The sequence below is a fragment of the Streptomyces sp. ISL-10 genome (genome assembly GCF_018614575.1).
Classification (GTDB): domain Bacteria; phylum Actinomycetota; class Actinomycetes; order Streptomycetales; family Streptomycetaceae; genus Streptomyces.
The window spans coordinates 181,770-194,947 of the sequence record NZ_JAGGOJ010000008.1; the positions used below are offsets into that span (position 1 = coordinate 181,770).

Below are 13,178 nucleotides of genomic sequence, written 5' to 3' on the forward strand. Positions count from 1 at the left end.
CCCGAAGCTACTCCCGAAGCCCTGCGTCGTCGGCGGCCAGCACCCCACGACCGGTGGGGGAGTGGACGTTGTTGCGTACGGTGTCGCCGCAGTGCTCGCAGACCACCACCGGTTCGAGGACCTCGCCGCATGTGTGCCGCCAGCGGACGGGTGGGTCGCCGGCGTTCAGATGCCGGTCGCCCCACCGCATGAGCGTCACCAGCACGTCCCCCAGCTCCATGCCGGCCGGGCTGAGGTGGTACTCGTATCTGGGCGGACGCTCGCTGTACTGCTTGCGCCAGACGATGCCGAAGGACTCCAGTTTGCGCAGCCGCGTGGTCAGGATGTCGCGGGATGTCCCGGTGTTGCGGACGATCTGGTCGAAACGGTGCACACCATGCAGAATTTCGCGGACGGCGAGCAGGGACCAGCGTTCACCCACCAGCTCAAGGGCGTCCGCGATGGAGCACTCCCGAGGGGCTGTTGACTTCGCCATGGGCCCACTTTAGGTCAGTGAATCTGCTTTTCGAACCTGAAGGGACCGGGAGCGGCGGACGGCGGCGTACGCGGTACGCCTCCCGCCCGCCTGCTCCCGGCGCGTGGACGCGTCTCAGAGGCGCTCGATGATGGTGGCGTTGGCCAGTCCGCCGGCCTCGCACATGGTCTGCAGGCCGTACCGGGCGCCCCGGTCCTCCAGATTGTGCAGCAGCGTGGTCATGATCCGGGCGCCGCTCCCGCCCAGCGGGTGGCCGATCGCGATGGAGCCGCCGCGCACATTGAGCCTGTCGATGTCGACGCCGGTCTCCCGCTGCCAGGCCAGGACCACGGAGGCGAAGGCCTCGTTGACCTCGAACAGGTCGATGTCGTCCACGGCGAGCCCTGCCTTGGCCAGTACCTTCTCGGTGGCGGGCATGATGGCCGTGAGCATCATCAGAGGGTCGTCCCCGGCCACGGCGAAGGCCCGGAAGCGGGCTCGGGGCCGCAGGCCGAGCCGCTCGGCCACGTCCGAGCCCATGATCAGCAGGGCTGCCGCGCCGTCGTTGAGGGGCGAGCTGTTCCCGGCGGAGACGCACCAGCCGATCTCGGGGAACCGCTCCTCCATGCGCGGGTCGTAATAGGCGGACTTGAGACCCGCCAGCGCCTCAACGGTGGTCGTCGGCCGTACGGTCTCGTCCCGCATGCCGCTCCAGGCGACTTCCCGCTCGAACTCGCCCCGCTCCCAGGCGGCCGCGGCGCGCTGGTGGGACAGCAGGGCGAAGGCGTCCTGCTCCTTGCGGCTGATCTTCCAGCGAGCCGCGATCAGTTCGGCGCTGATGCCCTGGCCGACCAGCCCCTCCGGGTAGCGCTCACCCAGCATCGGACCGAACGGATCGCTGCCGGGCAGCACGCTGGACCCCATCGGCACCCGGGACATCGACTCGACGCCGCAGGCAACCACCACGTCGTAGGCGCCGCTCAGCACACCCTGGGCCGCGATGTGGGCGGCCTGCTGGGACGAGCCGCACTGCCGGTCCACCGTCATCGCCGGCACGCTCTCGGGGAACCCTGCGGCCAGCACCGCGTTGCGGACGGTGTTCAACGACTGGTCCCCGACCTGGCTGACGCATCCGCCGACGACGTCGTCGATCAGGGAGGGGTCCACGCCGGTCCGCTCCACCAGGACGCCGAGCGTCCTGGCGAGCAGGTCCACGGGGTGCTCGCCGTGCAGCGCACCTCCCGGCTTGCCCTTGCCGATCGGCGTGCGAACCGCCTCGACGATCACTGCATCCCGCATGAGAACCTCCTGTGGCGAAAATGGAACAGGGAACGTGGTGAGTGGGGACCGCACCGGGCGGGCCCGCAGGGACGGAACGGCGCGGCAGCGGCGAGCCCGCCTGCGCCGGGTGTCACGACTGCCCTGGGGCGGTCCGCGGCGCCCGGCCGGCCAGACCGAGGAAGAGGCTGGCCACCGCGGCGGCCCCGGTGGCCAGCAGCGTCATCAGCCAGCCGTTGTCGAAGGCGGCCAGTGCCTCGGTGGTGTCGCGCGGTGTGCCCATGGCGGCCACGAGCAGTGCGATGCCGAGCACCGTGCCGACCTGGCGTGCCATCGTGACCACGCCCGAGCCGGTCGAAAAGCTCTGCGGCGGCAGCGCAGTGACGGCAGCGGTGATCAGGGTCGGCAGGGTCAGGCCGACGCCGACACCGGTGAGCAGCATGCCCGGCAGCATCCCGGTCACATAGTCCGCGCCGCGCTCCATCTGCACGTACCACCAGCCGATTCCGGCCGCGAACACCGCGCAGCCGGCCACCGCGATCGGGCCGGCGCCGATCCTGCGGGCGAGGGGGCCGATGCTGACGGCCAGTACGGGCGGCAGCAGGGTGCCCGGGAAGATGGCCAGGCCCGTCTTGAGCGCCGACCAGTGCCAGACGTCCTGGCACCACAGCACGGCCGACAGCAGCATGGCTGCGAAGGCCACCGCGAACAGGACGTTGGCGAGCGAGGCCGGGCTGAACGCCGGAATCTTCAGCAGGGGGAGCGGAAGCACCGGCGACCTGTGCCGTGCGGAGCGCGCCACGAACCACACCGACAGGACGACCGCGACGGCCATCGACCCGAGGAACGACGCAGAGGTCCAGCCCCAGTCCTCGCCCTTGACCAGGCCGAGCGCGAGGGCCGCGATGGCGAAGGTCAGCACGCCCGCACCCAACACGTCGGGCCGTGGCAGATCCCGGGCCGGCACCCGCGGCAGCACGCGCACGCCGACGATCAGAGCGGCCAGGCCGATCGGCACGTTCACCAGGAACACCCAGCGCCAGTTGAGCTCGGTGAGCAGGCCGCCGGCGACCGGGCCGAGGGCGCTGGCCACGCCGCTGATGGCCGTCCAGGCGCGGACGGAGGAGATCCGGCGCTCGGGCGGAGCGGTGGCCAGGAGCAGGCCGAGCGATGAGGGGATGAGCATGGCCGCGCCGATCGCCTGCACCACGCGGGCCGCCACCAGGAACCACACTCCGGGCGCCAGCGCACACAGCGCGGAGGCCACGGTGAACACCACGATGCCCGCGAGATAGGCGACCCGGGGGCTGGTGCGGTCGGCGAAGTTGCCCGCCGGCACCAGCAGCGCGGCGAAGACCACGGCGTACGCGTTGAGCACCCAGGACAGCGACGCGAGTGAAGAGCCGGAGAACTCGCGGCCGATGTCGGGGAGGGCCACGTTGACGATGAACACGTCGAGGTTGGCCATGGCCACACCCGCCGCGATGACGGCGAAGACCGGGCCGAGCCGTGGTCGCGGTCCCGTAGGGCTGGGGGCAGCGGCGGTCTGTTCGTCGGGGAGGCTCATGTTCTTCCCGTCATTGAGTTCGGAATTCCAACTGACCTGGTTGGCGAACGTAGCAACGGTCGATCGAGCGCCGCAACCGCCATGGGGTTGCGTGTGACGGAACGCTCAACTGCGCCTGATGGGCGGGGGGTTGTCAGCCGTGAATCGGCGTTGTTATGGTCGCTCCACCATGAAGGTTGGATTATCCGACCCACTCGGGGGGTGGCCGTGAGTCGCCGCGCCATGGACCTCCCGCCGATCTCCCAAAGGGCGCCTTGGCCCGCGTCTTGTACCACTCGCACGGACCCAACGGTTCGAACCGAACACCCGGAGTGAGAGTGAGTCCTACCGAAACACTGGCCGATCCGCTCGATGTGATGGGCCGTCTCCTGGCGCCCGCGGGCAAGCAGAACCCGTACCCCTTGTACGAGGAGATGCGCGCCCATGGACCGGTGGTCGACGTGAGCGGTGTCCACGTCTTCGTCACCGGCCACGCCGAGTGCGCCCGGGCCCTGCGAGACCCGCATCTGCTGTCGACCGACGCGGCCGTCCAGGACGTGAAGTTGCCCGGCTGGCGCGAGCACTCCTCGTGGTACTGGCTGACGAAGAACATGCTGTTCTCCAACGATCCGGACCACGATCGCTACCGGCGCTTCTTCAGCAGCGCCTTCTCCGCCCGGAGCGTGGCGGCATGGCAGCCGATGGTGCGGCGCCGGGCCGAGGACGCCGTGAGCAACGTCGCCGCGCTCGGCGCCGGTGGCGAAATGGTTGACCTGGTCCCCGAGTTCACGTTCCGCATGGCGACGGGCGTCATCGGTGAACTGCTCGGCATCCCCGACGAGGACCATGCGGGGCTGCGCGGCATCGTCGGCGACATCACGCTGGCCCTGGAGCCCATCGGCGACCTGGCCCAGCTGGTCCCGGGCGACGGCGCCATGGACCGTCTGGCGGAGTACTTCCACGACCTGGTCGCCCGGCGTCGCGCGGCCCCCGGCTCCGACTTGACCAGCGCCTTCGTCAAGGCCCGCGACGCCGGTGGCGAGCTGACGGAGCAGGAGCTGGTCGCCAACCTGATGCTGCTGCTCGTCGCCGCCGCCGAGGCGCCGCAGGACCTGCTCAGCAACATGGTGCGGCTCGCCCTGGAGCACCCCGTGGAGCGGGCCCGGCTGTGCGAGGACCCGCAGTCGGCCGCCGGATTCGTCGACGAGACGCTCCGCTTCGACCCGGCGGTGCAGGCGCTCAACCGGGTCGCCGCGCGGGACCTGGAGTTCTTCGGGGTGAAGGTCGCCGCCGGAGTCCCGCTCACCCTGCTCATCGCCGCGGGGAACCGCGACCCGCGACGCTTCACCGACCCCGGCGTCTTCGACCCGTCGCGGCCGGACAACCAGCCGCTCACCTTCAGCGGCGGTGCCCATTACTGCCTCGGGGCGGCGCTGGCCCGGATGTCCGCGGAGACCGCTGTGCCCAAGCTGCTGAACCGGCTGCCCGGCATGGCCCTGGTCGGCCCACCCACGTTCCGCAACCAGATCGTGCAGCGCGGACACGACCGGCTGCTCGTCACGACCGGCTGACCGGACCGTGTTCTCAACGGCCGGTCCATCCGCGGGGCACGCGCCGCTCGCGTACGCACAGCGGCAGGACCACGGCGGACCCGTCCGCCGAAACGAGAGGAATGCACGTGCCAACGAACACACCGTCCGGCGACCTGGAGCTCGCGGCTTCCCTGGACGGGGACTTCACGAGTGAACACGCCGACGTCAACGGGGTCCGGCTGCACTATGTGGCCGGTGGGCAAGGAGAGCCGTTGGTGCTGCTGCCCGGCTGGCCGGAGACGTGGTGGGAATACCGAAAGGTCATGCCGGCGCTGGCAGAGCGTTTCCGTGTAATCGCCGTCGACATACGCGGAATGGGCGGGTCCAGCAAGCCCGCCGCCGGGTACGACAAGAAGTCGATGGCCGGGGATATTCACGCCCTGGCCGGACATCTCGGTTACGACCGCATTAATATCGCCGGTCATGGGATCGGCTCCATGGTTGCATTCAGCCACGCCGTCAACCATCCGTCGGCCACCGCGAAGCTGGCGATGCTGAATACAACTCACATAGACGAGAACTATCACGAATTCCGTATCATGCCTCGGCCCACCGACCCGGGACCGCACCGCTGGTGGCTCGCCTTCAACCTGGTGCCTGATTTCCCGGAAAAGGTGCTGGCCGGCCGGTACCGCCACATGGTCGACTACATGTTCGGCCTCAGTCTGGTGAACCCGGACGCCATCACCTCCCGCGACCGCGACGTCTACGCGCATGCGTACGACTCGCCGGAGGCCATCCGCGCGAGTCAGGCCTGGTTCCAGGCGTATCAGCAGGACATCGACGACTTCCGCGGGTACGGCAAGGTGACCGTGCCCATGCTGGGGCTCGCGTACGGCGGCTTCTTCGAGTACATGCAGAAGGTGCTGCCCACTCAGGGAACCGACGTGCGTGTGGCCGAGGTCAAGGACACCCGCAACTATCTCGTGGAGGAGCAGCCCGAGGCCGTCGTATCGGAGTTCATCGAATTCTTCGGCTGACCGGGGCGCGATTCCCGTCGGTCGCGGACGACCGGCGTCGGCATGCTCCGGGAAGCATGTGAACCCGGGACATGACGACGCCGTTCGCCGGAATGTTTCATTCAGTTCATGACGGCCCACGATTCCACCATTGTGGTGCCTGTCACAGGTGGATATGCCTGCCGAATGAGCCCGGCACAGGCTACTGTTGGGTACATGCTGAGTACCCACGATGCAAGCGAACCTGGAGCATTACTGGGAAAGCCGGCCGGCGGGTGGATCGAGGCGGAAGGCCATCTGCAGGGATTCGGTGGATTTCACGGCGGACTTGCTCTCGCCCTGCTCGCCTCCGCGACGCAGTCGCATGTGCCCGGTCTTCAACTGCGGAGTATCACCGGACGCTTCGACCGGCCGATCGAGTCCGGCTTCACTGTCGCAAGTTCCCTCATCCGCTCAGGCAGGACCTCCGCCGCCGTGTCCGCCACGGCGAGGAGCGACAAAGGCCTGCACATCGAGGCATCGGCGGTCTACGGCGTGCCGGGTGAGGCCGCCTGGCAGCCCGTGGCGCCGACCGCGCCCGCGGCCCCGCGGCCGCAGGAATGCGAAGTGTTCGCCATTCCACCGGAGTTCGTGCCCATCTCCACCAGCATGGAGATCCGGCCGGTGGGGCCGGCGCGCCCCTACGCCGGCGGACCGGAGCCCGAACTCATCGCGTGGGTACGGCTCCTCGAGGACGACGATCCTCCGGACGTACTCCGCTCCGTCTTCCTCATGGACGCGCTCGCTCCCTCCTACACGGCCGTCCTCTCCCAGCTCGTCCTGGTGCCCACCGTCGAGCTGACGGTGAGGCCCGGTGCGGGGCTGGCCGGCGCATCCTCCCCGTGGATCCTCCTGCGGGCCAGGACGCTCGCCGCCTCAGCCGGTGGCTGGATCGACGAGCAAATAGACACCTGGGGTCCGGACGGAGCACACCTGGGCACCGCCCATCAGCTCCGGGTGGTCCGCGCGGGCTGAGGTGACGCGCGCACGATTCCTGAACTAACCCTGAAAGGCCGTTAGCTGTGGAACCGTTGGATCTCTCCTCGTCCAATCCCTCCTCCGGGGCATCGCTGGTGCACATCCTCGACCAGCGGGCCCGGGAAACGCCCGATCGGCTCGCCTTCCGATTCCTGCCCGACGGAACGAGCGAGCACGTCATCGACTGGACCTACCGCGATCTCGCCGACCGCGCCGAGGCGGTCGCCGCCCGGCTGCACGACAGCGGCCTCGACAGCGGGCGAGTGGTCCTGGCCCTCGACCCCGGACTCGACTATGTGGCGGGCCTGTTCGGCATACTCCGGGCCGGATGCACCGCCGTACCTTCCTTCCCGCCCTTCGGACGACGCGCCGTGGCACGCTTCTTGTCCATCGTGGAGGACTGCGCCCCCCGAGCCGTTCTGACCCACGAGCGGTTCTCCGGCCAGGTGGACCGATTCCACGAGCAGTTGTCCGGTTTTCCGGAGAGGCCGCAGTGGATCTTCCCCGAGGAGGAGTTCTACCTGATCCGGCCCAAGGGCGGCGTACCGTTACGGGCTGTCGATCCGGCCCTGCTGCAGTACAGCTCGGGTTCCACCGGGGACCCCAAGGGAATCGTCCTCACCCATGACAACCTGGTGAGCAACTGCCGGGTCCTCGAAGGCCACATGGGCTTCGAGGAGGACCGGATCGGCTGCTCCTGGCTGCCTCCGTACCACGACATGGGGCTGATGGGCACCATCATGCTGGCGGTGCACGGGGGATGGCCCCTCGTCATGATGTCCCCGGTTCATTTCGTCCAGGACCCGTACCGCTGGCTCAAGGCGATCAGCGACCACAAGGTCACCATCACCGTCGGACCGAACTTCGCCTTCGACCTGTGTGCCACGGCCATCGGCGACGACGAGCTCGCCGCACTCGACCTGAGCACCCTGCGGCAGGTCTTCTGCGGAAGCGAACCGGTGTCCGGTGCCACCCTCGAGCGATTCCGGGCGCGCTTCGAACCCGCGTGCGGCTTCGACGTCGCCTCGGTCATCCCCTGTTACGGGCTCGCAGAGGCCACCCTGTTCGTGTCCGGCAAGCCCGAGCGCAGCTCCGGGATCCGGACCGAGTGGCTGAGCAAGGAGGCGCTGGAGCGCGGTGAGGTGCGCAGGACCGGCAGCCAGGACGCCGACAAGGCGGTGGGTGTGGTCAGCTGCGGCGTGATCGCGGACGGACACGACGTCATCGTCGTCGACCCGGAGTCCGGCCGCCCGGTTTCGCCCGGCGGTGTGGGTGAACTGTGGGTCACCGGACCCAACGTGGCCACCGGCTACCTCAACCGGCCGGAGCTGACGAAGAGTACGTTCGGCGCCCGCCCGCAAGGACGTACGGACGGCCCCGAATACCTGCGTACCGGAGATCTCGGCTTCCTGCTCGACGGGGAGCTGTTCGTCACGGGACGGCTGAAGGATCTGATCGTCATCAGTGGCCGCAATCTCCATCCCCAGGACATCGAGACGTCGGTCCTGCAGTCACACGAGGCGCTGCGCAGATCGGCCGCGTTCTCCGTGCGCAGCACGGCACACGACGAGGAGGAGGTCGTGGTCGTCGCCGAGTACCGCGGTACGGGCCGCGAGTTCGCGGCCGAAATGAGCGGGCTGAGGGAGCTGGTGACCGCGGCGGTGACGACAGACCACGGCGTCCGGCCGGCCGGCATCCACTTCGGGCCGCCGGGCACGGTCCTGATGACCACCAGCGGCAAGATCCGGCGCAGAGCGACACGGGACGCCTACCTCTCGGGAACTCTCAAGACATTCCCGACGGCCCCCGTGGCCGACCAGGTGGTCGTCGCATGAGCGCCGCCGACACAGGAGCCGGCCGGGCGGTGCCCGGCCAGGACGCAGCGCAGGCGGCGGCGGGCGGTGTGGACCTGGCCGCGCGCAGGCTCGCCTGGGTCACCGTGGTGGTGCCCACCCTCGGCATGGCGGCGGCCGTCGTCTTCTCCTTGCGGTACGGCTTCACCTGGTACGACGGTCTGTTACTGGTAGTCATGTACCTGATCACCTCGTTGGGGGTCGAGGGCGGCTTCCATCGGTTCTTCTCCCACCGCTCCTTCTCCGCCGGGCCGGCCATGACCGCCTTCTGGGGAATCGCCGGCAGCATGGCTGCTCAGGGGCCGGTCGTGTTCTGGGTCGCGATCCACCGTCAGCACCACGCCTTCACCGACCGGGACGGCGATCCGCACTCGCCCCGGGCGCTCGGTCCGGGGCTGGGCGCCCGGCTGCGCGGGTTCTGGCACGGCCATGTCGGCTGGCTGTTCACCGTGCGCCGCCAGAACTGGAGCAAGCGCGCCCCGGACCTCGTGCGGGACCGGCTGGTCATGCGGCTCAACCAGTACTACCTCGTCTGGGTGCTGGCCGGACTCGCGCTTCCCGCGATGCTCGGCTGGCTGCTCGGCGGCGGCACCGTGCGCGGCGCCGTCGGCGGCCTCCTCTGGGGTGGCCTGGCCCGGATCTTCCTCCTCGACCATGTGACCTGGGGAGTGAACTCGTTCGGTCACACGCTGGGAAACCGTCCGTATCGCACAAGGGACAACAGCAGAAACGTTGCACCGCTCGCTGCACTGTCGGTGGGCGGCTCCTGGCACAACAACCACCATGCGCGTCCCGCGCTGGCACACAACCGGCACGGACTGTGGCAGATCGACCCGACGGGCGCCGTCATCCGGGCCCTGGAGGTGCTCGGTCTGGTCTCCGACGCGCGCTATCCCGACCGGATGCGCGGCGATGAGCAGCGCATACCTGCGGAAGAGAAGAGGAGCTGAGCGATGTCATCGGCCATCTCGGCCACCACCCCCAGCGCCGTCGCGAACGCCGTCGTCAGACTCGACCCCGTCAGCCTGCGGATCAAGCGGTTCTCCGCGCTGACCACCATGACGCTGCCGCTCATCGGCACCGCGGCGGCGGTCTACTTCCTGTGGAGCGGGCAGTTCACCGCGACGGACCTGTGGCTGTTCGGCGTCATGTACTTCGTCCACATGTTCGGCATCACGGTCGGATTCCACCGCTATCTCGCTCACAAGGCGTTCAAGACATCCGCCGCGTTCGAGGGCATCATGATGATCACGGGCTCCATGGGAGCCCAGGGCCCGCTGATGTTCTGGGTCACCACGCACCGCAGGCACCACCGGTTCAGCGACCAGGAGGGTGACCCGCACTCACCCAACCTGCACGGCTGGGACCTCAAAGCCCGCATGCGCGGTCTCTGGTACGCGCACATGCCGTGGATGCTCAGCCCGGAGACCACCAAGTGGACCGTCTTCGGCCCCGACGTGCTGCGCAGCCGGCGGCTGATGTACTACCACCGCACCTACCCACTGTGGGTGATCAGCGGCCTGCTGATCCCGGCCGCCATCGGTTTCGCGATCGAGCAGACGGCGATGTCCGCACTGACCGGTCTCGTCTTCGGCGGCCTGGCGCGTATCTTCGTCGCCAACCAGGCGGCGTGGTGCGTCGGATCGATCTGCCACGCCTTCGGCGGACGCCCCTTCGACAACGAGGACCGCAGCGCCAACAACTGGCCGGTCGCCATCCTCACCTTCGGTGAAGGGCTGCAGAACAACCACCACGCCTTCCCCGGTTCCTACCGGCACGGCGTCAGGTGGTGGGAGCCCGACCTGAGCGGGTGGCTGCTCGCAGGCCTCGGCAAACTCCGCGTCGTGTGGAGCCTGCGCGAACCCGACAAGACGACCATCGCCAAACGCAAGGAACAGGCACGGGCGGCGGCTTGAGGAAGCCGCGCCCACTCGGCACCAACGAGACAGGAGCGTGCAGGTGTTCAAGAGGAAGAAGGCGGTTCCGCAGCCCCAGGGGCCCCTGACGGAGGAGTCACTCAAGCAGTGGCTCACCGACTATCTGGCGGTCCACGCCGAGATCCCGCGGGACACCATCGACACCCAGAAGACGTTCGAGTCCTACGGACTCGACTCACGGGTGGCGGTTCAAGTGTCCGGGGCCCTCGAGAAGATCGTCGAGCGCCGGCTCTCGCCCGGCCTGCTCTACGAGTACCAGTCCATCGACGCCCTGAGCCAGTACCTGGCCAAGGAGCTCAGACTCACCCCCTAGGCCTTAGGGCCTTCCTTGGACCACTGGCATCGACCGTTGTCACAAAGGAGACGACATGGGTGCATTCGACTTCCCTTCGGCACCGGACGAACACTTCCAGACGTTTCTTGCCCAGGCGGAGCAGATCGAGGGCGAACGCCTCGCGAGCGCGATACCGAAGGAGTACTTCGAGCCGCGCGTGGGCCGTGGCATGGTCGGCTTCACCGTCAGCTGGCTGCTGTACGCGGGCGCGATCGTGGGCGTGGCGTGGGCTCCGCACTGGGCGCTCTGGTTACCCCTGTGGGTCGTGGCCGGCCTCGGCGGGTGGGGACTGCACTGCATCGCGCACGACTGCGGGCACGGTTCCTTCTCACGTTCCCGCAAGCTCAATTACGCGATCGGGCATATCTCACTGCTGCCGCTGATCTATCCGTTCCACGCCTGGCGGCATGTACACAATATGCATCACACCAGTACCAACCATCTTGAACTCGACACCGACTGGCGCCCCCTTCCGGCGGGCATGTTCGACCGGATGTCCCTGTGGGGCAAGGCGGTGTACATCTCGACCCGCACCTGGGCGTTCTGGGGCGGCACGATCAACTACTGGGTGGAGTCCGGGTTCCGGCCCGGATTCTTCCCGAAGGCGGGCCAGCGGCGCGAGGTGCGGCGCTCGATGGCGTTCGTCGCCGCCGTTGCCGTGCCGTACTGCGCGGCGCTGGTGTACTTCGCCGGTGTCCAGGGGCTGCTGCTCTACTTCGTCGCGCCCTGGCTCGCCACCCACGCCTGGTTCAGCGCGACCACGCTCATGCACCACAGTGCCAGCGACGTGCCGTACCTGACGGCCGAGCACTGGACGCGCAACGCCAGTCGGCTGCTGGTCACCACGGACTACGTCTACCCCAGGTGGCTGCTGTTCCTCACGCACAACATCTCGATCCATACGGCGCATCACGTGGCCCCGGTGGTGCCGCACTACAACTTGCCCAAGGCCCAGGAGATGCTCAAGCAGCAGTATCCGGGCCTGGTGCGAGAACGCAGATTCACCTTCGGGCAGATGTGGCGCATCGTGCGCCATCTGCACTTCTACGACACGGAGTCCGGGTTCTACTCCGACCTGGCCAGGAGCAAGGTGACACCGGAGACGCCCGCGTCCGTGGGCGCCGAGGGAACCCGGTGACGGCACGGCTGCTGCGCAGGTTCGCCCACACCGCTCTCGGGGCCCTGGCCCCGAGAGCGGGTGTGCGGTGGGCGACCGATGTGTTCAGCAGCACGCGCACCCTCGGCCTGCACCCGGACAACGTGCTGCCCCTCGGGGCCGACCGGTTCACCGTCGCCGGCAACGCCGACGTACCGAGCGGATTTCTGTGGGGCGGCGGCGAGGACGCGGCCGAGGGTACCGCGCTGCTGGTGCACGGCTGGGCCGCGGACAGCAGCAGCATGCATTCGCTCGTCCCTCCGCTGCGCGACCTCGGCTTCCGGGTGGCGGCCTTCGACGGTCCCGCCCATGGGGTGCGCGACGGGGACCAGGCGACCATGACGCAGTACACCCGGGCCGTCGGCGCCGTACTGGACACGCTCGGCGACGTACGCGTCGTCGTGGCGCACTCGCTGGGCAGCGTCGCGGCGATCGGTGCGGCCGTGGAGCGGACTGGAAAGCCGCTCGACTGCGCCGTCCTCGTTGCCCCGGCCGCCACGCTGGGCGGGGTCCTGGACCGGTGGGACGGTGCGGGCCTGCGGTTGACGCCCGCTGTGGTGGAAGGCATCCACGGCGAGCTGCACCGCCGCAACGGCGTGCCTGTCAGCCACTGGGACGTGGTCGGGCTCGGCGCCTCATTCGACCGGCCGGTGCTGGTCATGCACGACCCCGACGACCCGATGGTGCCGTACTCCGACGCGGTCGCCATCGCCGCCGGACTGAAGGACGCAACGCTGGTGAGCAAGCCGGGGACCGGGCACATGGGCATCCTCATGTCGAAGGACGTGAGCGCCACCGTCTCCGCGTTCGTCGCCAGGCACATGAACAGGGACAGAGAAGGAATCGTATGAGCGACCGGTCCGGCAAGCGGGCGTGGATGTGTCTCCTCTGCGGCTGGGTCTACTACGAGGAACTGGGGCTTCCCGAGGAGGGATTCCCGCCCGGCACCCGGTGGGAGGACATCCCCGACGACTGGGAGTGCCCCGACTGTGGCGCGGCCAAGGCCGACTTCGTCATGGAGGAGCTGTGACCGGGCGCGTCCCCGTGCCCGT

Annotated in this window: 13 protein-coding genes; 10 read left to right on the top strand and 3 right to left on the bottom strand. The window is 68.8% G+C overall.

What is annotated here, in order from left to right; all coding sequences use genetic code 11:
• Positions 1-7: 7 nt before the first annotated feature.
• From J7E88_RS09665 to J7E88_RS09675, 3 genes are all read right to left on the bottom strand, one after another.
• On the bottom strand, positions 8-475 hold the full coding sequence (locus J7E88_RS09665) for a helix-turn-helix domain-containing protein (RefSeq protein WP_215179248.1): 468 nt from the start codon (positions 473-475) through the stop codon (positions 8-10).
• 114 nt (positions 476-589) lie between these two features.
• The gene (locus tag J7E88_RS09670; RefSeq protein ID WP_215179250.1) at positions 590-1,753 is read right to left on the bottom strand and encodes a thiolase family protein; all 1,164 of its coding nucleotides are present in this window, start codon (positions 1,751-1,753) and stop codon (positions 590-592) included.
• A 112-nt stretch (positions 1,754-1,865) separates the two neighbouring features.
• Complete coding sequence (locus tag J7E88_RS09675) at positions 1,866-3,299, bottom strand: DHA2 family efflux MFS transporter permease subunit (RefSeq protein ID WP_215179254.1); 1,434 nt, start codon at positions 3,297-3,299, stop codon at positions 1,866-1,868.
• Between the two features lie 317 nt (positions 3,300-3,616).
• Between J7E88_RS09675 and J7E88_RS09680 the strand changes: the two genes are divergently transcribed.
• The 10 genes from J7E88_RS09680 (at position 3,617) to J7E88_RS09725 (ending at position 13,156) form a co-directional block, all read left to right on the top strand.
• On the top strand, positions 3,617-4,849 hold the full coding sequence (locus J7E88_RS09680; RefSeq protein WP_215179256.1) for a cytochrome P450: 1,233 nt from the start codon (positions 3,617-3,619) through the stop codon (positions 4,847-4,849).
• Positions 4,850-4,950: 101 nt separating this feature from the next.
• Positions 4,951-5,850, top strand: a complete 900-nt coding sequence (locus J7E88_RS09685) for an alpha/beta fold hydrolase (protein WP_251022367.1) — start codon at positions 4,951-4,953, stop codon at positions 5,848-5,850.
• Positions 5,851-6,045: 195 nt separating this feature from the next.
• Positions 6,046-6,843, top strand: a complete 798-nt coding sequence (locus J7E88_RS09690) for a thioesterase family protein (RefSeq protein ID WP_251022368.1) — start codon at positions 6,046-6,048, stop codon at positions 6,841-6,843.
• A gap of 47 nt (positions 6,844-6,890) precedes the next feature.
• The gene (locus tag J7E88_RS09695) at positions 6,891-8,681 is read left to right on the top strand and encodes a fatty acyl-AMP ligase (protein WP_308307443.1); all 1,791 of its coding nucleotides are present in this window, start codon (positions 6,891-6,893) and stop codon (positions 8,679-8,681) included.
• Positions 8,678-9,649, top strand: coding sequence for a fatty acid desaturase (locus J7E88_RS09700; protein WP_215179258.1), 972 nt, complete (start codon positions 8,678-8,680; stop codon positions 9,647-9,649). Before J7E88_RS09695 ends, J7E88_RS09700 begins: the two co-directional genes overlap by 4 nt.
• A 3-nt stretch (positions 9,650-9,652) precedes the next feature.
• Positions 9,653-10,615 carry an acyl-CoA desaturase gene (locus tag J7E88_RS09705; protein WP_215179259.1) on the top strand — a complete coding sequence of 321 codons (963 nt, stop codon included), beginning with the start codon at positions 9,653-9,655 and terminating at the stop codon, positions 10,613-10,615.
• Between the two features lie 43 nt (positions 10,616-10,658).
• On the top strand, positions 10,659-10,949 hold the full coding sequence (locus J7E88_RS09710; RefSeq protein ID WP_215179260.1) for an acyl carrier protein: 291 nt from the start codon (positions 10,659-10,661) through the stop codon (positions 10,947-10,949).
• Between the two features lie 55 nt (positions 10,950-11,004).
• Positions 11,005-12,108 (top strand): fatty acid desaturase, encoded by a 1,104-nt coding sequence (locus J7E88_RS09715; RefSeq protein ID WP_215179261.1) that lies wholly within the window; start codon positions 11,005-11,007, stop codon positions 12,106-12,108.
• On the top strand, positions 12,105-12,977 hold the full coding sequence (locus tag J7E88_RS09720; protein ID WP_215179262.1) for an alpha/beta fold hydrolase: 873 nt from the start codon (positions 12,105-12,107) through the stop codon (positions 12,975-12,977). Before J7E88_RS09715 ends, J7E88_RS09720 begins: the two co-directional genes overlap by 4 nt.
• A complete protein-coding gene (locus tag J7E88_RS09725; protein ID WP_251022369.1) occupies positions 12,974-13,156 on the top strand; it encodes a rubredoxin in 183 nt (60 codons plus the stop codon). The genes J7E88_RS09720 and J7E88_RS09725 overlap by 4 nt, the downstream gene beginning before the upstream one ends.
• Positions 13,157-13,178: the final 22 nt, after the last annotated feature.

Bases quoted from the DNA above. Each gene is read 5' to 3' on its own strand.
- J7E88_RS09665 (WP_215179248.1), bottom strand. From the start codon at position 475: ATGGCGAAGTCAACAGCCCCTCGGGAGTGCTCCATCGCGGACGCCCTT.
- J7E88_RS09700 (WP_215179258.1), top strand. From the start codon at position 8,678: ATGAGCGCCGCCGACACAGGAGCCGGCCGGGCGGTGCCCGGCCAGGAC.
- J7E88_RS09670 (WP_215179250.1), bottom strand. From the start codon at position 1,753: ATGCGGGATGCAGTGATCGTCGAGGCGGTTCGCACGCCGATCGGCAAG.
- J7E88_RS09715 (WP_215179261.1), top strand. From the start codon at position 11,005: ATGGGTGCATTCGACTTCCCTTCGGCACCGGACGAACACTTCCAGACG.
- J7E88_RS09725 (WP_251022369.1), top strand. From the start codon at position 12,974: ATGAGCGACCGGTCCGGCAAGCGGGCGTGGATGTGTCTCCTCTGCGGC.
- J7E88_RS09685 (WP_251022367.1), top strand. From the start codon at position 4,951: ATGCACGTGCCAACGAACACACCGTCCGGCGACCTGGAGCTCGCGGCT.
- J7E88_RS09690 (WP_251022368.1), top strand. From the start codon at position 6,046: ATGCTGAGTACCCACGATGCAAGCGAACCTGGAGCATTACTGGGAAAG.
- J7E88_RS09675 (WP_215179254.1), bottom strand. From the start codon at position 3,299: ATGAGCCTCCCCGACGAACAGACCGCCGCTGCCCCCAGCCCTACGGGA.
- J7E88_RS09705 (WP_215179259.1), top strand. From the start codon at position 9,653: ATGTCATCGGCCATCTCGGCCACCACCCCCAGCGCCGTCGCGAACGCC.